The sequence below is a fragment of the Desulfatiglans parachlorophenolica genome, from assembly GCF_055394735.1.
The window spans coordinates 5,237,727-5,261,119 of the sequence record NZ_AP042460.1 but is presented as its reverse complement, the minus strand read 5'-3'; the positions used below and the strand labels follow the sequence as shown (position 1 = coordinate 5,261,119).

Genomic DNA, 23,393 nt, shown 5'->3' with positions numbered 1-23,393 from the left:
TCCCATCAGGCGCTCTGCTCGTTCTTGCGCTTTTCGACATATGCATAGGCATTGTGGTTATGGATGGATTCGAAATTCTCCGACTCCACCGCAAACCAGGTAATGTTGTTATCTTGGTTCAGTTTGACGGCGATCTCCCTCACGATGTCCTCGACAAACATCGGGTGGTTGTAAGCCCTCTCCGTCACGTATTTTTCGTCCTCCCTCTTCAAAACCGAATAGACGTCACAGGAGGCCGATTCCTCGACCAACCCGATCAAATCCTCGATCCAAACGAATTTTTTGAAACGCACCTGAAGCCGCACCTCGCCCCGCTGGTTATGCGCGCCGTAGTCGCTGATCTCCTTGGAACAAGGGCAAAGCGTGCAGATCGGCACACGGAGCATGATCACGAGGTCCGATCGGCGTCTCAGCGAACCTTTGAAGGTGCATTTGTACTCCATCAACCCTTCCGAACCGGTGACGGGTGCCGCTTTCTTCACAAAATACGGAAACGTGATCTCCATGTGGGCGTTCTCGGCGTTCAGACGGTCCTTCATCTCCTGGAGGATCTGCGAGAAATTCTGAAGCGATATCCTGCGGCTATGTTCGTTCAGTATCTCGACGAACCGGCTCATGTGGGTGCCCTTGTAATAGCGCGGAAGGTCGACGTACATATTGATCTTCGCCACGGTCTGCTGGCTCCCCATATCCTTGTCGAGCACCGTGATGGGGTAACGAATCCCTTTCACACCGACCTGATCGATATCGATGTTCCTGTAATCCATATGACTCTGAATATCCTGCATTGATCTCACCCGCACCGATCGAAGCCGCAAGGAGGCTCTTCACACCAGACGCGACCTTCCGCCCATCTATAAAACGAGGCGGACGCGCCACCAAGCAATATCGGCTCTGAATCCGGGACACCCCACAGACCGAACGGAGGCCTGATATCATCCGTTCCGGTCTGTAGACCTCGGAATCCAGTCCTTCCGTTTAACACCGGGGAGCAAAAAGACACCCAGCACATCCAAAGCCGCTTCACGGCTCCATCCTCTAGAATCTTGGCCCTTTCCTCGTTTATTTTAAGATCTGTGCCGCTGGCCCTTTACGGGCGTTTTCGTCCTCCAGGCTCCAGACCTGAAACCCTCAACGTTTGGGCAGCGGCCGCCGCGCTGTTGCAGGTGTCCATCCTCAAACCCTCCGGAACCACCGATCCGCTTCAGGTCAGATAGTCCTTCAACTTCACTTGAAGCGAATCCGGCCAGGGATCGTCGCCCAGAAAAGCATCCACCTCTTCACGCGTCAGTTGGCGAAGAATCTCAGCCGGCAATTGCCTGAGTACTTCCAGTTTCTGAGGATCGGGCTCTTTTTTTTCAGCCATGGGTTTATCAACCTCCTGATACGGTTCTTCTCATCCAAATGGGTTAACCACATCTCCCACATAGAATCCCACACGATCGGCCGTGATTTCAGGTTTGCCGACCCTGCAGGTGTCTTGTCCGCGGGATAATTGCCTGAACACCTTATTTCCGGATTGGAAACTGGGTTGTACCGGGAAATCATTTCCGGATGGATCTAAACAGCCTTTTCCACCCATCCGGGCAGCAAACCGTTCCGGAGATCACTGCAGCGCGGATCGATGAAAATCCGGGACGGACGCCTACGATCGTTTCGAGCGCCCGGGCCCGGCTCGGCGTGGCAGCAATATGCCAGAATTCCGCTGTCCTGTCATCCCCTTGTTTGAAGGGACCCGTCATTCCGCGGACGACCTTGCCGCCGATGAGGACCATCGTGAGTCCACAAAGCCGCTCCCCCATTCAGACGAAAACATACCACATGGACATACGAATTACGTTCTAGTAACCAAAAGCGCCCGAAAATCAGGGGAACACGAATCTCGGCACCTTCTGGTGGAAAAGCGATCGTGTGGCGGAGTAGCCGCGATACAGCCGTGCCCCTGCGAAAAACCTATAAGCATAGGAAATCCTCACCCGGAAATGACTGTCCAGCACAACCCGGTCTTGAAGCCGGACATCACCCATTTTCTTCACCCGCTTCGCGGCTCAGTCCCGCCCCTTCGGGGCGGGTCCCGGTTTCTTCACCCGCTTCGGGACGGATCCCGGATCTCATGCAATCATCAAGGCTGCGCGAAGGGGGTCCGCAAGGCATATCACACGCAAACGTGCAAATACACGCCAAGATCCGCCAAAAAGGTCATGCTTGGATTGGAAACCGGAAGGCTATTCCTTGCACCCCTCAACCCTCCCTGATCCCGTCAGTCATCCAGAAGCCCGGGTAATCATGGCATCAAGTATGCATTAAAAACATCGGAATAGCATGGGGTCGGTCATGAAACGGCATAACCGCTCGGTTTCTGCCCCTCAGCACTTTCGCTCGCCGGCGCGCCTGAGGGGGAACTCCGCCCAATGCCCTCATTTCCTGCACACAGAGCGTAGATCCTGATTCTCCCCGAAAGCGTCCGGAGCCACAATGCTTGGGAAGGACGGGCTCACTTCATCGAAGGTGCATCCTGAACCAGGCAATGATCATCCGCGGCTGAACCCATGCCGGCAGCGATCGGGAAACACGAGAGGAACACTATGGACAAAGTGGATCTGAACGTTCCTGTGATACTCATCTCAACCAAAACAGACAGCCCCGGGGAAACGGAGAAACGCTACCTTACACCCTTCGGCGCCCTTGACATCAAGATGATAAGGATCGAACCGGACAGTTTGGAAGATGGCACGGTTTCCGTGGTCATCAGCGGAGCAGTCGAGGAATGGCTGATGTACGATCTCGCCATCACCGAATTCAGAAAGGCCCTCCTCGACTTCGTCTATGGCATCATACGCACAGAGCTGAACCGACAGGAATCAGTAGACAAAGCGCACCTGGTTGTCGATCTGAAGAAAACCCGTATCAACCTTACGCTGAAACCCCCTGAAGGGTGCGGATCGGCTCATATTTATCCACCCGGAAATGCTTGATCCAGCACGACCCGGTTTCCAATCCGGAAATGAGGGTTTCTTCTTCACAAGCTTCGCCTGCTCAGTCCCACCGGTTCAGCGGTTTCGGCGCCACCTGGCATGCGTGATATTGAACTTTTTTATCTTGTAATTGAGAGCGCGTGCACTGATCCCGAGCAATGCGGCGGCATCCTTCTGAACCCACAGGCAAGCATCGAGCGCGTTCAATATCATCTGCCTCTCGTGGCTGTCGAGGGAGCGCACGGCCGTCTGAACCTCACGCGAGGCATTCTGCTGCGATACGATCGGGGAGTCGGGAAGATGGATGCTGTCGGTACGGATGATGTCGGAATCCTCCAGTATGACAGCTCGTTCGATGGTGTTTGCGAGTTGGCGGATATTGCCCGGCCAGCGGTAGTCGGTGAACCAGTCCAAGACCTGCGGGGTAAACCCTTTAATATATTTACCTATCTGCCGGCAGCTGCGATCCAGCAGATGGCAGGCCAAACTGGGGATACATTCCTTTCTATCCCTCAAGGGAGGAAGATGCACCCTCAGGACATTCAGCCGATAGTACAGATCCTCCCTGCACTTCCCTTCCTGCACCTGCTCTTCGGGATTCCGGTTGGTCGCGGCGATGAGGCGGACATCGGATTGAATCGTGCGATTGCCGCCCAAGCGCTCAAACGCTTTCTCTTCTAGAAACCGCAGGAGCTTCGCCTGCAGCGCCAGAGCCATCTCGCCGATCTCGTCCAGGAAAACCGTTCCTCCTTTTCCCTGTTCGAGGCGCCCGATACGTGTCTTCGAAGCACCGGTGAAGGCCCCCTTTTCATGGCCAAACAACTCGCTTTCGAGAAGCGTATCGGGGATATTGGCGCAGTTGATCTTGATGAAAGGTTTACCGCGCCTCATGCTGTTGAAGTGAACCGCTCCAGAAAGAAAACTCTTGCCTGTCCCCGTTTCCCCCGTCACCAGGATCGTCGAATCCGTCCGCGAAAATTTTTTGAGCGTCTCGATCAGCTTTTTCATCACCGGGCTGAACGCAATAATCTGGTCGAAGTCATAGATCACGTCCTGTGATCTTCGGAGGTAATCTATTTCGTTGCGTAGATTCCGGTTCTCAACGGCCCGTTCTATGGCAACAAAGAGTTTTTCTTTCGAGAAGGGCCGGGAAACAAAATCAAAAGCGCCTCCCTTGATCGCCCTGACGATCAGGCTCGGCTCCTCTGATCCACCGGCAGCCAGAACAGGGGTATGCGAAGACCAATCGGCGACATTGCCGAGGATCCCGAAACCCTCGTCATCCCCCCCATGGAGCCCGAAAATGATAATATCAAACTCCGTCTGTTTGAGAACGGATAAGACATCTTCGCCGCTCGAACAGAAGACCACCCGGTGCGGAGGATCGAGGGCCTGGATATATTCCCGTCGATTCCGCCTTTCGGTATCGATCGTCAGTATCTGGAGCCTTTCAGACACGTCATCCTCTCAGAGGCGAAATGGTCTTCCGGCCTGAAAGAAGAACACCGGACGTCTTTGGCCTCTCGCTGTGAGCCTGGCCGCGCGGGGACCTTACCGGTCAGCTCGTTTCCGTCCGAAAATGATGATCCTGCTCGACGAGGGTTACAACCCCGCCCGGAAATGGCCTTTTTCGCCAATCTCAGCGCCAACCTGTGCGTTTGATGGTGCAGCGCCTTACCGGTCGCCTCCGCACAAACGGCTGATTTCCTTGTTATGGACGAAAAATCTTCTTGTTCGGATTGAAAGCTGGGTTGTACCGGGAGATCATTTCCGGATGGATGCTAACCCAAGACATCGAATAATTCAATATTTTGATTAAGAAATCCTGGATTGCAACCCCGCTGCACGCCTGCGGGCATCGGATTCCCTGGACCTTTCCCCCAAGGCCCCGTAGCAGAGCGCGGCGTACTCGAGCGCCTGTACGGATTCCGGAAATTTCAAGAACAGGGGCAGCGCCTGCCCGTATCGGCCCAGGTTCATCAAGCTGATCCCCATGCAGACATTCAGCGATTCGCTCTCGGGGAATCGGCCGGTGCCCTCTTCAAGAACCCCGGCCGCCTCCCTGTGGGCACCCCGCTTCTGCAGAAGAACACCCAGACCCAGGAAGGCCCGGTGGTCCGCGTGGTAATCGAGCGCCCTGCGGTAGAGAAACTCTGCAAGTCCGGCCTTGTCCGCGATTTCCTCGATCCCTGCGTAGTCACCATGACTGAGCGTCATCCCCAGCCGGGAAAGGAAATCCGCATGGTGAGGATAGAGATCCGGAAGATCGACCAGTTCGATGGAGCGGATATAGCCGCCCAGCCTGCGGTAGAAACCAGTGCGCAAAGTCCGGCCGTATTCGAGGATCCTTTCGGGACGGAGATCCTTGACAGTCTCGAAATACATGATGTCTTCCATACGTTCCAGCCAGATATCATCCGTAACCCCCGAACGCTGGACATAATCGGCATACAGAGCCGTGCCGGGAAACAAATCGAGGATATAAAAGATCGTGCTGAGCGGTTTGATGTCGTCCATCAGATCGAGCGTCGCCTGGATCGTGTCGGCGTTTTCTCCCGGGCATCCATATATAAAGTAAGCGCGCGCCAAGATGCCGTAGGCCTGGGTCAGGCGGAACGCCTTCCGGATCTCGGTCTGGCCGATCTTCTTCCCAAGCTTTTCCCTGATTGCCGGCGAACCGCTCTCGACCCCGTAGCTGATCTGAACACAGCCCGCCTTGCGCATCCAGTAGAGAAGTTTCTCATGGATGTCCTTGACCCGGCAGATCGCCGCCCAGGATATGTCCAGTCCCCTTTCAAGGATGCCCTTGCAGATCTCGATGACCCGCTCCGGTCGAAGGGTGAACGTATCGTCCGAGACATAAAAAAACCGCTGACCTCGACGGTACAGCCGTTCGATCTGGTCGACAAAATAGGCAGGCGAATGGAACCTGACCTTGTGGCCCCAGAAGGCCGGCGAACCGCAAAAGGTGCAGCGGCCCGGGCAGCCGCGGCTCGATGTCAGATGTTGGAAATCGAAATAGCGTGCCGGATCCGGCAGCCGGTCGAGCTGCTCGACAGGAAGCCCTGCGCCGTTGAAGACAATCCGCTCCCCCTCCCGAAAGGCGACTCCAGGGATCCTGCCGACGGCCTGCTTGTCACCCCTTTCGAGACACCGGAGGAGCTCCGGGAACGCCAGTTCCCCTTCGCCCACGACAGCATAGTCGATCTCATGGAAATGGCGCAGGAAATGCTCCCATAAAAAGGTGGCCCCGATTCCCCCGAACACCACCGGAACCCCGGGATGGATCCTCTTCGCCAGACGCGCCATTTCGAGTCCGGGCCATCGGTTGGCATGCAGGATGCAGAAACCGATGACATCGGGGTCCCGCTCCGCAACCATCTTTTCGATAATCTCCGGGTGATTCCTGACCGGGTGGGTGTTCAGGATATCGACCCTCCGGCCTTCCGCCTCGAGGACAGCCCCAAGGTAGAACAGCCCAATCGGCGGCACCGACGCGTCTTCATCGTGGAGGCGCTCTTCGAGGCAGTGGGGATAGATCAACAGAACGTTTTTCATCATCTCAGCACGCGGCCCGATCCAGGATCATCCACCCAGTCGGGAGTGAAGGAAAATTTTCATAAAAAAAGCTTGACAAGCCGTCAGGGCCTGTTTAAACTATTTCAATAATTTTTCGGTGGAAAGACAATCCGTATGAGCTATTTGAACTTTAACATTATCGCCATTATCAGCGCAACAGGGATGCTGATATCCTTGTTGCTTCTCCTTTTGGTCGTACGACTCAAGTCCCCGGACCTGATAATGGCTAAGTAGCAACCGAGTTCCCCAAATCCGTTATCAGGTCCGCCTGATAACGGATTTTTTTTGGTCTTTTGCAAAAAGGGAGCAACACCATGGCGGTACAGATCATCATCTACGACACGACTCTGCGGGATGGAACTCAAGGTGAACAGGTCAACCTTTCGGCTGAGGACAAGCTCAGAATCGCGCGCAAGCTCGACAGCTTCGGCATCCATTACATAGAGGGCGGATGGCCGGGCTCGAACCCGAAGGACGCGCGTTTCTTCGAGATGGGCGCACGCAATGCCTTTCAACATTCCCGTCTGACCGCCTTCGGAAGCACCCACCGGGCGCAGATGCAGCCCGAGGACGACCTCAGTATTCAAGCCCTGCTGAACTCCGGGGTGCAGACCGTGACCGTCTTCGGCAAAAGCTGGGATCTGCACGCGGAGGAGATCCTCGGCATTACGCTGGAGGAAAACGTAGACCTGATCGAGAATACCGTCCGCTATTTGAAAGGGAAAGGCCTGGAAGTCATTTACGACGCCGAACACTTTTTTGACGGGTTCAAACGCAATCAGGACTATGCGATGCAGACCCTCGTCGCCGCCGAAAATGGCGGAGCGGATTTCTTGGTCCTCTGCGACACCAACGGCGGCACCCTGCCCGGCGAGATCCAGACCACCATGCAACATGTCGCCCCGCGCGTGCATACGCCGCTCGGGATCCATGCCCACAACGACTGCGGTCTGGCCCTGGCCAATTCCCTCTCCGCGGTGCAGAGCGGCGCCGTCATGGTACAAGGGACCATCAACGGGTACGGCGAACGGTGCGGCAACGTCGATCTGATCGCCGTCATCGGCAACCTACAACTCAAGATGGGCTATGGCTGCATTCCACCCGAAAAGATCCGGCTCTTGACCGAGCTCTCGCGCTTCGTCAGCGAGGTGGCCAACGTCCCGCCCGTGAACCAGCGCCCGTTTGTCGGACACAGCGCCTTCGCGCACAAGGGCGGCGTGCACGTGAGCGCCATCCTCAAGAACCCTGCAGCCTACGAGCACATCGAACCCGAGCAGGTCGGAAACCGCCGCCGCGTCCTTGTCTCCGACCTGTCGGGGAAGAGCAATATCGAGTTCAAGACCCAGGAACTGGGGATCAAGCTCGGCGGAAACGGCTACGACAGCCAGAAGGTCGTCCAGAGGGTGAAGGAACTGGAGGATCAGGGGTTTCAGTTCGAGGCCGCCGAGGGATCGCTCGAACTGCTGATCAAGAAGGTCACCGGTCAGTACCAGGATCCCTTCGTGCTGGAGTCGTTCCGAGTCACGATCGAGAAGAACCGCGACGGCGAAGACACCGCCCAGGCCACCATCAAGATCTCGGTCGGCGAAGAGGTGGAAATCACGGCCGCCGAGGGGGACGGACCTGTCAACGCCCTGGACCACGCCCTCCGGAAGGCGCTCGGGAAATTCTTCCCCGAGGTCGAGGAAATGGGGCTGGTGGATTTCAAGGTGCGCGTCATCGACGGCAGCGAAGGCACCGGCGCCAAGGTCCGCGTGCAGATCGAATCCCGCGACAGCCGCGAAATCTGGACGACCGTCGGGGTTTCCGAAAACATCATCGAGGCCAGTTGGCAGGCCCTGGTGGACAGTGTGCAGTACAAGCTGTCCAAAGGCTCTGTCACCGACAATCCCTTAAACGACATGACACCCGCTCCTACGGAGGCAGCCGCCGCAGATCCTTCCCTCAGTGGAAGTCTGCGGCGGGCCCTTGGGCATTAGCATCCCCTGAAGCATCAGAGACTGTCTTTTAACCACGCTATTTTCTTGAATCAGGGAGGCTGACGCGCTATGGAAGAGATCAAGATTTTCGATACAACGCTGAGGGACGGTGAACAATCGCCGGGAGCCAGCATGAATGCCGCGGAGAAGCTGCGGCTGGCCCGGCAACTCGAAAAGCTGGGAGTCAATGCCATCGAGGCCGGCTTTCCGGCTGCCTCCACAGGGGATTTCGACGCGGTCAAACAGATAGCGGCCCACATCCACCAGGCCGAGGTGACAGCCCTGGCCAGGGCCAGCAAAGACGATATCGACAAGGCCTGGGGGGCCATCCAGGATGCCGCCAAACCGCGGATTCACACCTTTCTCGCCACATCCGACATCCACATGCAGCACAAGCTGCGCATGAACCGAGACCAGGTGGTGGAGGCGGCGGTAGCCGCCGTCAAATATGCCAAATCGCTCACGCCGAATGTGGAGTTTTCGGCCGAGGACGGATCGCGGAGCGACCGGGATTTTCTCTGCCGGGTCTTCGAAGCAGCGATCGATGCGGGCGCCACAACCGTAAATCTCCCCGACACCGTCGGATACGCGCTGCCGGATGAATTTGGCGAACTGGTGGCCTACGTCATGAAACACACCCCGAATATCCACCGCGCGGTCGTGAGTGTGCACTGCCACAACGACCTCGGCCTCGCGACGGCCAATACCCTGGCCGGCATCAAGGCCGGTGCGCGCCAGGCGGAGGTCACCATCAACGGCATCGGGGAGCGGGCCGGGAACACCTCGCTCGAGGAACTGGTCATGGGGCTGTTCACCCGGCGGGAGATCCTGGGTTTTTCGACCTCCATCCAGACGCGTGAGATCTTCCCGACCAGCCGTCTGGTGAGCATGATCACGGGCATCGTCGTGCAGCCCAACAAGGCCGTCGTCGGCGCCAACGCCTTCGCCCATGAGGCCGGCATCCACCAGGACGGCGTCCTCAAGAACCGCATGACCTATGAGATCATGGAGCCCGAGACGATCGGCCTGTCCAGCAACCGCCTCGTGCTCGGGAAGCACTCAGGCCGACACGCGTTCAAACAGAAGCTGGCGGACATGGGATACGACCTGTCCGAAAACGATCTGAACCGCCTTTTCGACCGGTTCAAGGAACTGGCCGACAAACGGAAGGAGATCCTGGACGAAGACATCGAGGTCCTCGTGGCCGAGGAGATCCTGCGGGTGCCGGACACCTTCCAGTTGGACTACCTGAATGTCGTGAGCGGGACGATGGCGGTCCCCACGGCCACGGTGAAGTTGAAGATCAACGGCGAAACCGCCCAGAGCGCCGGGTTTGGCGTGGGGCCGATAGACGCAGCCTTCAACACCATAGCCAAGATGACGGGGACCACCTCCAAACTGATCCGGTTCTCGGTCAACGCCATCAGCGGCGGCATGGACGCCCAGGGGGAGGTGACGGTGCGGCTCCAGGAAAACGGCCTGGTGGCCCTCGGCAAGGGGGCCGACCCGGACATCATCACCGCCAGCGCCAAAGCGTATCTGAACGGCCTGAACCGCCTCGAGTACATGAAGCGCAACCCCTCCATTTCAGCTGAGGAACGGGTTTTATAGATCCCGGGTCGAGCCGATGGCCCGGCTGCAGGCTTTTCGAGCCGCCGGCCGTGCGCTGCCCGAAGACCGTCTCAGCGGCCTGGAGCGCCGGGCCGCAAGACCCGGAAACGAAAACCAGAAAGGGAAAAAATCGTATGACGCCCATGACACTGACTGAAAAGATCCTAGCCCGGCACGCGGGGCGGGATGCCGTTCAACCCGGTGACCTCATCGACGTCGAGGTCGACCTGGCACTCGCCAACGATATCACGGCGCCGCTGGCTATCGGAGTATTCGAGGGCTTCGGCCTGGACCGGGTCTTCGACCGTGAAAAGGTCGCCTTGGTCCCGGACCACTTCGTGCCCAACAAGGACATCCCGTCGGCGCAGCAGGCCAAGCTGATGGCGGATTTCGCCGCCCGGTACGACATCGAGCACTATTTCGAACTGTCCGCATCCGGCATCGAGCACGTGATCCTGCCTGAAAAAGGCCTGGTGGTGCCGGGCGACCTGGTGATCGGGGCCGACAGCCACACCTGCACCTACGGCGCACTCGGGGCCTTCTCAGCCGGTGTCGGCAGCACGGACCTGGGCGTCATCATGGCCACGGGGCGCATCTGGCTGAAGGTGCCCGCCGGCATCAAGGTGATCTATCACGGCCGGCTGCAACCCTGGGTCGGCGGGAAAGATCTGATCCTGAAAACGATCGGGCTCCTCGGGGTGGAAGGCGCCGGGTACAAGACCCTCGCCTTCAATGGAGAAGGGATCGGACAGCTCGGGATGGACGACCGTTTCACGATGGCCAACATGGCCGTCGAGGCCGGTGCCAAGAACGGCATCTTCGCCCCCGACGAGATCACGCGCGAGTATATGGCCGGGCGAAGCCGGCGGGAAGGCTTGTATTTGGCGGACGACCCGGACGCCGTTTTCGAAGAGGTGGTCGAGATCGACCTGGAGACCCTCGAACCGCAGGTCGCCTTCCCCCACTCGCCGGAGAACGTCCGTCCCGTTGCGGAGGCCGGCACCGTCAAGCTGGACCAGGTCTTCATCGGATCCTGCACCAACGGGCGCCTGAGCGATCTGCGCAAGGCCGCAGCCATTCTGAAAGGGCGGACGGTCGCCCGCGGGACCCGGCTCATCGTCATCCCCGGCTCGCCGACCATCTATCGGGACGCAATCCGGGAGGGCATCATCGAAACGCTCCTGGAGGCTGGCGCCGTCATCGGTCCACCCTGCTGTGGGCCCTGTCTCGGAGGCCATATGGGCATCCTGGCGGAAGGCGAGAAGGCCCTTTCGACCAGCAACCGCAATTTCATCGGCCGGATGGGTCACCCGAAAAGCGAGGTCTATCTGGCCAATCCTACCGTTGCAGCCGCATCCGCCGTAACCGGGCACATCACCGCTCCCGACGCGCTGTAAGGGGAGCGGGTGCCGAATGGGCATTCCGGCTCATCAGCGCGGCAATGCCCAGACATCTCCCTCAACAAGGGAGGAAAGCACCCCCCTTCCCACCCGGAAGGGGCTTAGACGGGGGCCCCCGGCCACAGATGGGGGCCCCAACATCCCACGGAGGCGCAGCACCTCGACTGCCGCTTCCTCATCAGGACCAACGGCTGGATCGGCGCGATCCCGCAAAGCAGAACGGTACAGACCGGTACCCTGGAGGACATACGCACTATGCATTTTCAAGGCAAGGTTTGGAAACTGGGTGATCACATCGACACGGACCTCATCATTCCCGCGCGGTTCCTGAATGTATCCGACAAAGACATCCTGGCGAAGAACTGCTTTGCGGACCTGCGCCCCGAGTTCGCGGGGGATGTCCGGAAAGGGGACATCCTCGTCGCCGGCGTCAACTTCGGCTGCGGCTCGTCCCGCGAGCATGCCCCGTGGGCCATCAAGGCGGCCGGGATCGATGTCATCATCGCCAAGAGCTTCGCACGCATCTTTTACCGCAACGCCTTCAACATCGGGCTGCCCATCCTGGAATCGGAGGAGGCGGCCGACGCCGTCGAGGAAGGGGACCGCCTGGATGTGGATCTGACCACCGGCCGCATCAGCGTGGTGGGGCAGGACCGGGTTTTCGATGCCAAACCCGTTCCGGACTTCATGCGCCAGATCATCCTGGCCGGTGGGCTCGTAGACTACGTCAAGCAGAAGGCCCGTGCCTGATTCAGTCCCTCGGATACAGGCATTCGAGAACACGCAGGGCACTCCACCGAAACGTGTGAGGCCGGCCGCGGCGGAGAGGGCTGCACCGGCGGCATGCTTTGCCGGGGATACCCGCACCGAAATCGATGCGGCATGGATTCAACCGGAATGAAAGGTTAAAACAGGATGAAACTGACTGGAGCCAAGATACTGATGCAATCCCTGAAGGAAGAAGGGGTGGATACCATTTTCGGGTACCCCGGGGGTGCCGTGATCGACATTTACCATGAATTGGTGCAAACCGACATCCGGCATATTCTTGTCCGCCACGAGCAGGGTGCGGTGCATGCCGCCGACGGTTACGCGCGCGCATCCGGGCGCGTCGGCGTCTGCCTGGTGACCTCCGGTCCGGGGGCGACCAACACCGTTTCGGGGATCGCCTCGGCCTATTTCGACTCCATCCCGATCGTCGTCCTCACGGGGCAGGTTCCAACCCAGCTGATCGGAAACGACGCCTTCCAGGAGGTCGACATCGTCGGGATCACCCGGCCCTGCACCAAGCACAACTACCTGGTCACAAAGGTGGAAGACCTGGCGCGGGTCGTGAGGGAGGCCTTCCACATCGCAAAATCCGGAAGGCCCGGCCCGGTCCTCATCGACCTCCCGAAGGACCTCATGAGCAAGAAATGCGAATACCGGACGCCGAAGGATGTCAATCTGAAGTCGTATCAGCCGACCTACCGGCCCAACACGAAGCAGCTTCACAAGGTGGTGAAACTGATCAAGGAGGCCAAGCGGCCGATGATCGTCGCCGGAGGCGGCGTCGTCCTTTCCAAGGCCTCGGAGGAACTGAGGAAATTTGCTGAAAAGATCCAGTCACCCGTGAGCACGACCCTCATGGGACTGGGGGCTTTCCCCACCCGGACGCCGCTCTGGCTCGGCATGATCGGCATGCACGGAACCTATCGGGCCAACATGTCGACCGCGGCCTGCGACCTCATGATCGCAATCGGCGTACGGTTCAGCGACCGGGTTACGGGAAAGACCGACGCCTTTGCGCATCAAGCCAAGATCGTCCATATCGATATAGACCCGACCTCTATCCGCAAAAACATACCGGTAACCATACCGGTGGTGGGAGACTGCCGGCAGACCCTTGAAATGCTGAATGAACTGCTCGAAAAGGAGAATTTCAGCGACGTTCAGAAGGCAAGGGACTCCTGGATCAACCAGATCGAGGAGTGGAAGAGCACGAAGCGGCTCGCCTATACTCAGACGGACACCATCAAGCCCCAGTTCGTCATCGAGAAGCTCTACGAACTGACGGCAGGCCAGGCGCTGGTAACGACGGAGGTCGGGCAGAATCAGATGTGGACGGCGCAGTACTACCACTTCGACCAGCCGAACAGCTTCATCACCTCGGGGGGTCTCGGCTGCATGGGCTTCGGCCTGCCCGCGGCCATCGGGGCGCAGGTGGCCAGGCCCGACAAACTGGTCGTTGACATTGCCGGGGACGGAAGCATTCAGATGAATATCCAGGAGATGGCCACCGCCGTCCAATACGGGCTGCCGGTCAAGATCATCATCCTGAACAACCAGTATCTCGGCATGGTGCGCCAATGGCAGGAGCTTTTCTACAATCGGTGCTATGCCTGTACGGGGATGGAGCATGCGCCGGACTTCGTCAAACTGGCTGAGGCCTACGGGGCGGTCGGGCTGCGTGCCACCAAACCCGAGGAGGTCGAGGAAACCCTAAAGCAGGGGCTCGCCATGCCCAGGACGGTCATCATGGAATTCGTCGTAGAGCGGGAGGAAAAGGTGTACCCCATGGTGCCCGCAGGCGCCCCGATCACCGACATGCTGCTGGTCTAGCCCCCGCTGACGCGCCCTGCGGGGTGCAAACCGCAGTATCCCAATTTCAAACAACCTGGAGAAATACCGATGGATGACGAACATCGAGAAAAGCATATCCTCTCGCTGATGGTGGATAATCAACCCGGCGTTCTTTCCCGCATCGCCGGACTGTTCAGCGGCAGGGGATTCAACATCGAAAGCCTCTGCGTCGCCGAAACGACGGATCCCAACATCTCCCGCATCACCCTGGTGACCATCGGCGACATGAACATCGTGGAGCAGATCAAGAAACAACTCAATAAACTCATCAACGTGCTCAAGGTCTTTGACTTTACAGGTGTCGCCCACGTAGAGCGCGAACTGGTCCTTCTGAAGATACGGGCCAAACCGGAATACCGGGCGGAGATCCTCCGGCTGGTCGATATCTTCCGCAGCCGCGTGGTCGATGTGGGAACGGATTATTATATGGTGGAAGTCACCGGAGATCAGGGAAAGATCAAGGCCTTCCTGAACCTTCTGGAACCAATGGGAATCAAGGAAATCGCGCGGACCGGCCTGATCGCCCTGCCACGCGAAAAACAATGAAGGAGACATTCAATGACACAGATCGATTTCGGCGGCGTGATGGAAAACGTCGTCACGGCAGAGGAATTCCCTCTCGAAAAGGCGCGTGAGGTCCTGAAAAAAGAGACCATCGCCGTCATCGGCTACGGCGTTCAGGGTCCGGGGCAATCCATGAACCTGAGGGACAACGGTTTCAACGTAATCGTCGGCCAGTCCCCCAAATTTCCAGCCGACTGGGATCGGGCGGTGAAAGACGGCTGGGAACCCGGTAAGACCCTGTTCGATATCGAAGAGGCCGCCCGGAAGGGGACCATTGTGATGATGCTGGTCTCGGATGCCGGCCAGAAGGCCATCTGGCCTCTCATCGAACAGTGCCTCGACCCGGGTGACGCCCTCTATTTTTCCCACGGTTTTTCCATTGTTTACAAGGAGCAGACCGGTGTCATTCCTCCCGACAACGTAGACGTCATCCTTGTCGCCCCCAAGGGCTCAGGGACAACCGTACGGACGAACTTTCTCGAGGGCAGCGGCATCAACTCGAGTTACGCCGTATTCCAGAACGCCACGGGGAATGCCGAGGAGCGGACCCAGGCCGTCGGCATCGCGATCGGGTCCGGATACCTCTTCCCGACCACCTTCGAAAAAGAGGTCCACAGCGACCTGGTCGGCGAGCGCGGGGTCCTCATGGGCGCCCTGGCCGGCGTCATGGAGGCCCAGTACGACATCCTTCGCCGCAAAGGCCACAGCCCGAGCGAGGCCTTCAACGAAACCGTGGAAGAGCTCACCCAGAGCCTCATCCGGCTGGTGGGGCAGAACGGTATGGACTGGATGTATGCCAACTGCAGCACCACGGCCCAGCGCGGGGCCCTCGACTGGCGAAAGCGCTTTCGGGAGGCGGTGGCGCCTGTTTTCGAAGATCTCTACCAGAGCGTCTTAGTAGGCGAGGAAACCCGTATCGTGCTCGAGGCCAACAGCGCCCCGGATTACAAGGAAAAACTCGATAAGGAACTGGCCGAAATGCGCCATTCCGAGATGTGGCAGGCCGGTGCAGCCGTCCGCGCCCTGAGGCCCGAAAACAGGCGGCAAAAATAGCTCCCTACCCGCAAAGGGGCCTTCCGGCCGAACCGGGGGCTGCCCGGACGGGCCGCCCTGATCTCTATGAAAGGAAAACCATGTCAAAGCACTATACTGTCGGCGTAATACCCGGCGACGGGACCGGCCCGGAAGTCGTGGCCGAAGGACTCAAGGCCCTCGAGGCCGCAGGTCGGAAGCATGCCATCACCTTCGATTTCAAACGCTATGATCTTGGCGGCGAAGCCTACTTGAGAGACGGAACCCTCCTGCCGGAAAGCGTCATCCGTGAACTTCGCGATACGGACGCCATCTTCCTCGGCGCCATCGGACATCCCGATGTCAAGCCTGGGATCCTCGAAAGGGAGGTCCTGCTGAAGCTCCGGTTCGAACTGGACCTTTACATCAACCTGAGGCCGGTCGTACTGCATCCCGGGGTGGACACCCCGCTCAAGGGAAAGCGGCCGGAGGACATCGACTTCGTGGTAGTGCGCGAAAACAGCGAAGGAATGTACGCGGGGGGCGGCGGGTTTTTCAAAAAAGGCACGGCGGACGAGGTCGCCATCCAAGAATCGGTCAACACCCGCAAGGGGGTCGAGCGCTGTATCCGTTACGCCTTCGAGTACTCCCGCAAGAGGAACAAAGGCAAACACGTAACCCTCTGCGCCAAGACCAACGTCCTGATCTACGAATCGGATCTGTGGTTCAGGGTCTTCCAGGATGTGGCCAAGGATTTCCCCGACATCGACACGGGTTACCAGCACGTGGATGCCCTCTGCATGTGGATGATCAAGAACCCGGAGCAGTTCGACGTGATCGTGACAGGCAACCTCTTCGGGGACATCATCACGGACATCGGAGCCATCATCCAGGGCGGGCTGGGGATCGCAGCCGGCGGCAACATCCACCCCGGTCAATCCGCCATGTTCGAACCGATCGGCGGCTCAGCACCCAAATACACGGGCCAGAACAAGATCAACCCGATGGCGGCGATCGGCTCCGCCCAGATGCTGCTGGAATACCTGGGCGAAGACAAGGCGGCGGACGACGTCTTTCAAGCCATCCGCAAGGTTCTTTCCCAGGACCTGAAGAGCCTCGAGGCCGGCCGGATGGGCTATACGACGAGCGAAGTCGGCGACCTCGTTGCCCGGTATATCCTGGACTGACACCCGACCCGATCCGGATATTCTCGAGTGGGGCTCAATGACCGGAAGGGATCCGCCGACCACCATTTTGGCGCTCTGCGTGGCGAGGATCGGCGGATCCCTTCCGGTCTCGATACGGCTTATTCCGGCGGACACTTACTGCCATGGAAGATCTGCGCGTCGCTGCGGTTTGCATGCATGCTGTTCCGCAGGGCATCGATCAAAATCTGGAGCGCATCGAGCGGTTCGCCCGCGAGGCGGCCGCCCGCAAGGCGGACATCATCTGTTTCCCCGAAGTGGCCGTGACCGGATACAAAGTGACGCCTCCGACGCCCACCCTACAAGGAAAAGCTTGGGAGAAGGCAGTCGCGCGTCTCTCGAACATCGCCCGGAGCACCGGGGCGGTCATCCTGGCCGGCCTCGTGGAGGGGGCGCCGCAGGAGCAACCTCCCTACATTACCCAAGCTGTGATCGCTCCGGGAGGCGTGCTCGGCTTCTATCGGAAGACCCATCTCTCACCGCCCGAAAAAGCGACCTACCAGCCCGGCTCCGAGCTTCCGGTCTTTTCGTTCAAAGACAGCTCTTTCGGCATTCAGATCTGTTACGAAACCCATTTTCCGGAGATTTCGACCGCATTGGCGCTGCGAGGCGCGGAGATACTCTTTATGCCCCATGCCTCCCCAAGGGGCACGCCAGAGGAAAAACGCAACAGCTGGATGCGGCACCTCCAGGCACGTGCCTTTGACAACGGCGTCTTCGCGGTCGCATGCAACCAAGTGGGGGAGACTACGGGCGGGCTGTCGTATCCCGGCGTAGCGCTGATCCTTGGACCGGACGGGCACATCGTAGCGGAGTACGCCGGCCGGCAGGAGGAGATCCTCATTGCGGACCTCAAAGCAGACCACTTGCACGCCATCCGGTCACACCGAATGCGGTATTTCCTCCCCAACCGCAGGCCGGACCTCTATGGCAGCCTCTCGAAAACACCCCATTGACAGGAGCGCCTTCAGACAAACCGACCCCCCGCTCAGGTTGGCTTCAAGGTTTCCCGGAAAAACCCCACCGAGGCGAAAGCCCTGTCTCTGGACGCAAAAAGGCACGGAACGGCTTTTCAACCTACCATTCCATGCCATACGGAGATGCTGCAGATAAACGCCGCGAGATCGCTCGAGCGGCTAGACGCAACCTGTCGGTTTGGGCAGGCCGGCCATTTTACAGGCGCCTTTGCCCGGGCCCGATGGAAAAAGCTCGTAGATATATTTCAGCTTGTATCCCGTGACCTTGGAAAGAATCCGCACCATCGGAGCAATCCCGTTTTTCTTGTAGTATTCCTGCAGCACGTTGATGACCTTCCAGTGCTCGTCAGTCAGGTTCTCGATCCCTTCCGTGCCTTTCACATATTGGACCCAGCTTTCGTTCCAGTTATTGAAATCATCGATGAACCCGTCTTCATCGACCTGGAAGGTGTTACCTTCAAATTCTACCGTGGGCATAACAACAAACCTCCTTCTAGAAATATTGTCCCCGTTCCAACCGATTTGAGCATGTGTTTCAAATCTAAGTGAAAAAATATAATTTGATTTTTCTACCTTGTCAACGGTTCTTTTGCCTATTCGTGAAAAAATTCTCTATCTACGCCTCCGAAGCCCCGAGCCTTCTCAATGAGCCGCCGGGCCCAGAGGTCGTCCCCCGCGGCGTGCACGTGCGTATAAACGCCCAGGAGATTCTTGACCCAAAGGCCGTCGCGTGCGCCGTCGATTCCGTGGCCACGCTCGACCCTGAAAGCGAAGCGGGCATCCAACGGCCGGGTCAATCGAGGCCGCGAGTAATGAAACTCATGCCCACGGATGACCGTCCCCTCCTGGAAAAACGGGTTGGGCGCCTCAGCCCGCAGCACGGTGTATCCATGCCCTTGAGGCTTTTTCATCAGTTCGAAGGCCACCGGAAGCGCACCAACCATGGGGTAGACAGCATGGTCGATTTCGAGGGACTCTCCGAGATACATGAGTCCGCCGCACTCCGCATAGACGGGCAAACCTTTCTCGACCGCCGCCTTCAGGGACTCGCGGAACCCCGCATTGGCGGCCAGCACGGCCGCCTGCGTTTCCGGGAACCCGCCGCCGATGTAAAGGCCATCGAGCGGAGGGAGGGAAGGATCCGCCAGGGCGTCGAGCCTGACGAGGCGGGCGCCGAGCCGCTCGAGAACCTCCAGATTTTCCGGATAGTAGAACCAGAAGGACCGGTCAAGGATGTAGCCGATGCGGATCGGCAGAGAAACCGGTATCTCCGACAAGCCTTCTTCTTCGGTGATCTGGAGCTCTCCCGAGCCTTCACGGTCCAGGATTTCCCCGATCGATCCGATATCGACGTGGGCCTCGACCACCTGCTTCGTCCAGGCAACCGCCTTGCGCCCTTCCTCGCTTTCCTGATGGGGAACCAGACCCATATGCCGCTCGGGAAAGAGATTTTTCCCAAGCTTGGGGACGCTCCCCACCACCGGAATGCCACAGTAGGTTTCGACGGCCTCCCGGATCAGGTTTTCCTGTCTCGACCCGGCAACCCGGTTCAGGATGACACCGCAGACCTGCAGATCGGGGTCAAAAAGCTGGCAACCCTTGACGACGGCAGCCACGGTCCGGGTGCTCATGGTGACATCCACCACCAGGATGACCGGGCTTCGAAGCCATTTGGCCAGTTCGGCGGTGCTGCAGCACCCCGTCACATCCAGACCATCGAAGAGGCCCCTGTTCCCCTCTATCAGGGCAAGATCCAAACCCCGCGCATGGCGCGTGAAAGAGCGGAGAACCTGCTCCCGCGTCATCAGAAAGGGATCGAGATTCCGGCACACCCGCCCGGCGGCGAAAGACATCCATCCGGCATCGATGAAATCCGGTCCCTTCTTGAAAGGCGCCACACACAGACCGCGTGACTCCCATGCCGCCGCCAACCCCAGGGAAAGAAGCGTTTTGCCGCTGCCTCCGCGCAGAGCGCTGATGGTGATCCTGGGGGGTATCGAAACCACGCTGTTTCCGGTTTTCATCCTGAAACGGCCATTCCGGCCGACCTCTCTACAGATCTCGACGCGCCCGGCCCATCTCGGTAAACCTCGCCTGGCCAGAGCCCTTTTCTGCGCTTCGAACAGGCGCGGCCCGGCTTCCGGCGATTCCTATCCAGCCGATACCTTCGACAAGCGGGACCGAACCGATTAGGCCCCGCAGCCCCCTTCTTGTCAACAAAAATCTGGTCTTTTTCTATTGACAACCTGTCAATATATTTACTATAAAAGCAATGTTAAGTATTTGAAAATTGAACTAATTACAATATTCACAAGGAGTTAGCGCTCGTTTAACCCCTTGTTTTTGGGGATCTCACACACGGTCGACATCCCTGTGTCAGCGAATAAGGTCAGGTCAAATCTGGAGGGAGGAGGTGAAGTAAACCATATTTTTCTTGGACGGTTACTCCTGCAAGAATATCTATTTTCCCACGTAGAAGGAGGCACTCATAATGGCTTTCGAAGCAAAAGAACCGCAAAAAGAACTAAAATATCAAGAGCTTCGCATCTACAAGGACGGCGAGCTCAAGAATTACACCGAGGACGAACTCAAGAATTTCAAGATCAAGCACGCCACGCCCATGCTGGACGATCTCGAGAAAGGCCCCTGGCCGAGCTTCGTCGCCGATGCGAAACGCGAGGCCCTGCACCGCCGCAAACTCTCCGCCGACCGTATGCTGATCGAAAGAGACGTCGTGGAAGATATGCTCGGACAGCTCCAGGATTCGTTCAATGACGGTGAAACGCACTGGAAGCACGGCGGTATCGTGGGTGTCTTCGGATACGGCGGCGGCGTCATCGGCCGGTATTCCGACATGCCCGAGAAATACCCCTCCATCGCCCATTTCCACACCATGCGCGTCAATCAGCCGGCCAGCAAGTTCTACAACACCGATTATCTCCGCTCCCTGTGCGACCTTTGGGAATATCGCGGCAGCGGTTTGATGAACATGCACGGTTCGACCGGCGACATCATTTTCCTCGGGACCTTCACCGAACAGCTCGAGCCCATTTTCTACGAGCTGACCCACATCCTCCAGCAGGACCTCGGTGGATCGGGATCCAACCTGCGCACACCTTCCTGCTGCATCGGCAAGGCCCGCTGTGAATGGTCCTGCATCGACACCCAGGACATGTGCTATGAGTTGACCCACCACTATCAGGACGAGCTTCACAGGCCCGCCTTCCCCTACAAATTCAAATTCAAGTTCGACGGCTGCCCCAACGGCTGTGTGGCCTCAATCGCCCGCTCCGACATGTCTTTCATCGGCACCTGGCGTGATAACATCCGCATCGACCAGGAAGCGGTCAAGGCCTACATCGGCGGCGAGATTCCACCCAACGCCGGCGCCCACAAAGGCAGAGACTGGGGTAAATTCGACATCCAGAAGGAAGTCATCGACCTTTGCCCGACCCAGTGCATGTGGATGGAAGGCGGCAAGCTCAAGATCGACGACAAGGAATGCACCCGGTGCATGCATTGCATCAACGTGATGCCCAAGGCCCTCCGGCCGGGCGTGGACACGGGCGTAAGCCTCCTTTTCGGCGCCAAGGCCCCCATTCTCGAAGGCGCTCAGATGTCCGTCCTGACCATTCCCTTCATGAAGGCGGAACCCCCATACGACAACATCAAAGCGATCGTCGAAAAGGTCTGGGATTGGTGGATGGAAGAGGGGAAAAACCGCGAGCGGCTGGGTGAATTGATCCAGCGCTACGGCATTCCAAAGTTTCTCGAGGTTCTGGAGATTCCTCCCATGCCCCAGATGGTCAAAGAGCCGCGCAGCAACCCCTATATCTTCTGGAAAGAGGAAGACGTTCCCGGCGGCTGGCAGCGCGACATCAACGACTACCGATCCAGACACAAAAGATAGGAGGTATCACTCATGGCTCTATCAACCGAAAGACTGGGACTTTATAACCCTGAAAAACCCATGGAAAACCGCATTACGGACCTCGGTCCGCGGCATTTCTGGCAGTATTTTCCCCCGATCATCCGGAATAACTACGGCAAGTGGACCCACCACGAGATCCTCGAACCCGGCGTTCTGGTCCACTTCTCCGAAACCGGCGACAAGGTTTTCACCGTGCGCTGCGGCGGCTGCCGTTTCATGACCGTCGAGCACGTCCGCGAGATCTGCGATATCGCCGACAAATACTGCGAAGGACATCTGCGTTTCACCACCCGGAACAACATCGAATTTCTGGTGGACAGCTCCGATAAGCTCGAGGCCTTGAAAAAGGACCTCCAGAGCCGCAAGCACGTCTCCGGCAGCTACAAGTTCCCCATCGGCGGCACCGGTGCCGGCCTGACCAACATCGTCCACACCCAGGGTTACATTCACTGCCATACCCCGGCAACGGATGCCTCCTCCATGGTCAAGGCGGTGATGGACGATCTGTTCGATTATTTCCAGGGCATGACCCTGCCGGCGCAGGTCCGCGTTTCCATGGCATGCTGCCTGAATATGTGCGGCGCCGTGCACTGCTCCGATATCGCACTGCTCGGTTACCATCGCAAACCGCCGATCGTCGACGCAGAGGTCCTGGATTCGGTGTGCGAGATTCCTCTGGTCATCGCGGCCTGCCCAACCGGCGCCATCTCCCCGGCCAAGACGGAATCCGGCAAGAAAGCCGTCAAGATCAAGGAAGAACGCTGCATGTTCTGCGGCAATTGCTATACCATGTGCATGGCCCTGCCGCTTTCGGACAAAGACGGCGACGGCGTGACCATCCTGGCCGGCGGCAAGATCTCGAACCGGATCTCGGCTCCCAAGTTCTCCAAGGTCGTTGTGCCCTTCCTGCCCAACAACTTCCCCAGGTATCCCGAGGTATGTCAGACCGTCAAGCAGATCATCGAAGCCTATGCCTCCGACGCCAAGAAATACGAGCGGCTCGGCGACTGGGCCGAGCGGATTGGATGGGAAAAGTTCTTCGAAAAGACGAACATCCCCTTCACCGCGCACCTGATCGATGATTACCGCTTGCAGTACGATACTTATAGAACCTCCACGCAGTTCAAGTACACCGAGGCCGCTTGGGAGGTTTCGAGAGCCGCTGGCGGGATCGAGGACTAATCCCGGGCCGACTGCGTCTCATTAAAGGAGAGCTGAAATGGAAGATCTCAAAAAGGCCATTATGGACTTTGCCACAAGCAGCAAGAAGTCCAAGTTCTATTTCAAGGATATGGAAAAGGCCGTTCAGGAAACCATTCCGGATGCAAAGTCCCGCGAGATCAAGAAGGCGGCGACGGCGCTGATCAACGAAGAGAAGCTGATCTACTTTTCGACCGGAAGCAGCACCATGTACGGCCTGAAAGGCAGAGGCCAGACGGAAGACCACTAGCCGCCTGTCCACCCGGTATCCTGAAAGGGATGGCGGAGAATGACTCGAGGTCGTCGGCCCATGTGGCCGGCGACCTCTTTGCATCTCGA

General features: G+C 58.4%; 20 protein-coding genes. 14 read left to right on the top strand and 6 right to left on the bottom strand.

The features are described 5' to 3' along the window. Positions 1 to 5: 5 nt before the first annotated feature. Both folE2 and ACZ500_RS24385 read right to left on the bottom strand, forming a co-directional pair. The gene (gene folE2 / locus ACZ500_RS24390; protein WP_464230031.1) at positions 6 to 788 is read right to left on the bottom strand and encodes a GTP cyclohydrolase FolE2; all 783 of its coding nucleotides are present in this window, start codon (positions 786 to 788) and stop codon (positions 6 to 8) included. Positions 789 to 1,204: 416 nt separating this feature from the next. Beyond that, positions 1,205 to 1,366 (bottom strand): hypothetical protein, encoded by a 162-nt coding sequence (locus ACZ500_RS24385; protein ID WP_464230030.1) that lies wholly within the window; start codon positions 1,364 to 1,366, stop codon positions 1,205 to 1,207. Positions 1,367 to 2,549: 1,183 nt separating this feature from the next. On the opposite strand from ACZ500_RS24385, the gene ACZ500_RS24380 reads away from it, so the two are divergent. Next, the gene (locus ACZ500_RS24380) at positions 2,550 to 2,975 is read left to right on the top strand and encodes a hypothetical protein (RefSeq protein WP_464230029.1); all 426 of its coding nucleotides are present in this window, start codon (positions 2,550 to 2,552) and stop codon (positions 2,973 to 2,975) included. A 75-nt stretch (positions 2,976 to 3,050) separates the two neighbouring features. Here the strand turns inward: ACZ500_RS24380 and ACZ500_RS24375 are convergent, their stop codons facing one another. Continuing rightward, positions 3,051 to 4,433: a sigma-54-dependent transcriptional regulator gene (locus tag ACZ500_RS24375; RefSeq protein ID WP_464230028.1), complete on the bottom strand. Its 1,383-nt coding sequence runs from the start codon at positions 4,431 to 4,433 to the stop codon at positions 3,051 to 3,053. A gap of 121 nt (positions 4,434 to 4,554) precedes the next feature. On the opposite strand from ACZ500_RS24375, the gene ACZ500_RS24370 reads away from it, so the two are divergent. Next, positions 4,555 to 4,794, top strand: coding sequence for a hypothetical protein (locus tag ACZ500_RS24370; RefSeq protein WP_464230027.1), 240 nt, complete (start codon positions 4,555 to 4,557; stop codon positions 4,792 to 4,794). On the opposite strand, the gene ACZ500_RS24365 is transcribed toward ACZ500_RS24370, so the two are convergent. Continuing rightward, positions 4,791 to 6,536 (bottom strand): B12-binding domain-containing radical SAM protein, encoded by a 1,746-nt coding sequence (locus tag ACZ500_RS24365; protein WP_464230026.1) that lies wholly within the window; start codon positions 6,534 to 6,536, stop codon positions 4,791 to 4,793. The genes ACZ500_RS24370 and ACZ500_RS24365 overlap by 4 nt on opposite strands. A 332-nt stretch (positions 6,537 to 6,868) precedes the next feature. Here ACZ500_RS24365 and cimA point away from each other — a divergent pair, with 332 nt between their 5' ends. The 9 genes from cimA (at position 6,869) to ACZ500_RS24320 (ending at position 17,902) form a co-directional block, all read left to right on the top strand. Then, positions 6,869 to 8,533 (top strand): citramalate synthase, encoded by a 1,665-nt coding sequence (gene cimA / locus ACZ500_RS24360; RefSeq protein ID WP_464230025.1) that lies wholly within the window; start codon positions 6,869 to 6,871, stop codon positions 8,531 to 8,533. A 69-nt stretch (positions 8,534 to 8,602) separates the two neighbouring features. Then, entirely contained in the window at positions 8,603 to 10,144 is a 1,542-nt protein-coding gene (locus tag ACZ500_RS24355) for a 2-isopropylmalate synthase (RefSeq protein ID WP_464230024.1), read from the top strand. 134 nt (positions 10,145 to 10,278) lie between these two features. Beyond that, on the top strand, positions 10,279 to 11,541 hold the full coding sequence (gene leuC / locus ACZ500_RS24350; protein WP_464230023.1) for a 3-isopropylmalate dehydratase large subunit: 1,263 nt from the start codon (positions 10,279 to 10,281) through the stop codon (positions 11,539 to 11,541). A 258-nt stretch (positions 11,542 to 11,799) separates the two neighbouring features. After that, the gene (locus ACZ500_RS24345) at positions 11,800 to 12,294 is read left to right on the top strand and encodes a 3-isopropylmalate dehydratase small subunit (protein WP_464230022.1); all 495 of its coding nucleotides are present in this window, start codon (positions 11,800 to 11,802) and stop codon (positions 12,292 to 12,294) included. Between the two features lie 165 nt (positions 12,295 to 12,459). Further along, complete coding sequence (gene ilvB / locus ACZ500_RS24340) at positions 12,460 to 14,145, top strand: biosynthetic-type acetolactate synthase large subunit (protein WP_464230021.1); 1,686 nt, start codon at positions 12,460 to 12,462, stop codon at positions 14,143 to 14,145. A 69-nt stretch (positions 14,146 to 14,214) separates the two neighbouring features. Continuing rightward, on the top strand, positions 14,215 to 14,712 hold the full coding sequence (gene ilvN / locus ACZ500_RS24335; RefSeq protein WP_464230020.1) for an acetolactate synthase small subunit: 498 nt from the start codon (positions 14,215 to 14,217) through the stop codon (positions 14,710 to 14,712). A 12-nt stretch (positions 14,713 to 14,724) separates the two neighbouring features. Then, a complete protein-coding gene (ilvC, locus tag ACZ500_RS24330; RefSeq protein WP_464230019.1) occupies positions 14,725 to 15,783 on the top strand; it encodes a ketol-acid reductoisomerase in 1,059 nt (352 codons plus the stop codon). A gap of 80 nt (positions 15,784 to 15,863) precedes the next feature. After that, complete coding sequence (locus ACZ500_RS24325; RefSeq protein ID WP_464230018.1) at positions 15,864 to 16,928, top strand: 3-isopropylmalate dehydrogenase; 1,065 nt, start codon at positions 15,864 to 15,866, stop codon at positions 16,926 to 16,928. A gap of 143 nt (positions 16,929 to 17,071) precedes the next feature. Next, complete coding sequence (locus ACZ500_RS24320; protein ID WP_464230017.1) at positions 17,072 to 17,902, top strand: nitrilase-related carbon-nitrogen hydrolase; 831 nt, start codon at positions 17,072 to 17,074, stop codon at positions 17,900 to 17,902. A gap of 180 nt (positions 17,903 to 18,082) precedes the next feature. Here the strand turns inward: ACZ500_RS24320 and ACZ500_RS24315 are convergent, their stop codons facing one another. Together ACZ500_RS24315 and ACZ500_RS24310 are read right to left on the bottom strand one after the other, a co-directional pair. Next, entirely contained in the window at positions 18,083 to 18,400 is a 318-nt protein-coding gene (locus ACZ500_RS24315; protein WP_464230016.1) for a TusE/DsrC/DsvC family sulfur relay protein, read from the bottom strand. 116 nt (positions 18,401 to 18,516) lie between these two features. Beyond that, complete coding sequence (locus ACZ500_RS24310; RefSeq protein ID WP_464230015.1) at positions 18,517 to 19,947, bottom strand: cobyrinate a,c-diamide synthase; 1,431 nt, start codon at positions 19,945 to 19,947, stop codon at positions 18,517 to 18,519. A gap of 467 nt (positions 19,948 to 20,414) precedes the next feature. On the opposite strand from ACZ500_RS24310, the gene dsrA reads away from it, so the two are divergent. The 3 genes from dsrA to ACZ500_RS24295 are packed head-to-tail and all read left to right on the top strand — an operon-like array spanning position 20,415 to position 23,304. Continuing rightward, positions 20,415 to 21,833: a dissimilatory-type sulfite reductase subunit alpha gene (gene dsrA, locus ACZ500_RS24305; RefSeq protein ID WP_464230014.1), complete on the top strand. Its 1,419-nt coding sequence runs from the start codon at positions 20,415 to 20,417 to the stop codon at positions 21,831 to 21,833. A 12-nt stretch (positions 21,834 to 21,845) separates the two neighbouring features. Then, entirely contained in the window at positions 21,846 to 23,036 is a 1,191-nt protein-coding gene (gene dsrB / locus ACZ500_RS24300; RefSeq protein WP_464230013.1) for a dissimilatory-type sulfite reductase subunit beta, read from the top strand. A gap of 37 nt (positions 23,037 to 23,073) precedes the next feature. Next, the gene (locus ACZ500_RS24295) at positions 23,074 to 23,304 is read left to right on the top strand and encodes a dissimilatory sulfite reductase D family protein (protein ID WP_464230012.1); all 231 of its coding nucleotides are present in this window, start codon (positions 23,074 to 23,076) and stop codon (positions 23,302 to 23,304) included. Positions 23,305 to 23,393: the final 89 nt, after the last annotated feature.

Excerpts from the sequence above, each read along its gene's own strand:
- ACZ500_RS24355 (WP_464230024.1), top strand. The coding sequence starts at position 8,603 with ATGGAAGAGATCAAGATTTTCGATACAACGCTGAGGGACGGTGAACAA.
- ACZ500_RS24325 (WP_464230018.1), top strand. The coding sequence starts at position 15,864 with ATGTCAAAGCACTATACTGTCGGCGTAATACCCGGCGACGGGACCGGC.
- ACZ500_RS24370 (WP_464230027.1), top strand. The coding sequence starts at position 4,555 with ATGATGATCCTGCTCGACGAGGGTTACAACCCCGCCCGGAAATGGCCT.
- ACZ500_RS24320 (WP_464230017.1), top strand. The coding sequence starts at position 17,072 with ATGGAAGATCTGCGCGTCGCTGCGGTTTGCATGCATGCTGTTCCGCAG.
- folE2 (WP_464230031.1), bottom strand. The coding sequence starts at position 788 with ATGCAGGATATTCAGAGTCATATGGATTACAGGAACATCGATATCGAT.
- ACZ500_RS24295 (WP_464230012.1), top strand. The coding sequence starts at position 23,074 with ATGGAAGATCTCAAAAAGGCCATTATGGACTTTGCCACAAGCAGCAAG.
- dsrA (WP_464230014.1), top strand. The coding sequence starts at position 20,415 with ATGGCTTTCGAAGCAAAAGAACCGCAAAAAGAACTAAAATATCAAGAG.
- leuC (WP_464230023.1), top strand. The coding sequence starts at position 10,279 with ATGACGCCCATGACACTGACTGAAAAGATCCTAGCCCGGCACGCGGGG.
- ACZ500_RS24365 (WP_464230026.1), bottom strand. The coding sequence starts at position 6,536 with ATGATGAAAAACGTTCTGTTGATCTATCCCCACTGCCTCGAAGAGCGC.
- ACZ500_RS24380 (WP_464230029.1), top strand. The coding sequence starts at position 2,550 with ATGCCGGCAGCGATCGGGAAACACGAGAGGAACACTATGGACAAAGTG.
- ACZ500_RS24315 (WP_464230016.1), bottom strand. The coding sequence starts at position 18,400 with ATGCCCACGGTAGAATTTGAAGGTAACACCTTCCAGGTCGATGAAGAC.
- ACZ500_RS24345 (WP_464230022.1), top strand. The coding sequence starts at position 11,800 with ATGCATTTTCAAGGCAAGGTTTGGAAACTGGGTGATCACATCGACACG.
- ilvN (WP_464230020.1), top strand. The coding sequence starts at position 14,215 with ATGGATGACGAACATCGAGAAAAGCATATCCTCTCGCTGATGGTGGAT.
- ACZ500_RS24310 (WP_464230015.1), bottom strand. The coding sequence starts at position 19,947 with ATGAAAACCGGAAACAGCGTGGTTTCGATACCCCCCAGGATCACCATC.
- dsrB (WP_464230013.1), top strand. The coding sequence starts at position 21,846 with ATGGCTCTATCAACCGAAAGACTGGGACTTTATAACCCTGAAAAACCC.
- ilvC (WP_464230019.1), top strand. The coding sequence starts at position 14,725 with ATGACACAGATCGATTTCGGCGGCGTGATGGAAAACGTCGTCACGGCA.
- ACZ500_RS24385 (WP_464230030.1), bottom strand. The coding sequence starts at position 1,366 with ATGGCTGAAAAAAAAGAGCCCGATCCTCAGAAACTGGAAGTACTCAGG.
- cimA (WP_464230025.1), top strand. The coding sequence starts at position 6,869 with ATGGCGGTACAGATCATCATCTACGACACGACTCTGCGGGATGGAACT.
- ilvB (WP_464230021.1), top strand. The coding sequence starts at position 12,460 with ATGAAACTGACTGGAGCCAAGATACTGATGCAATCCCTGAAGGAAGAA.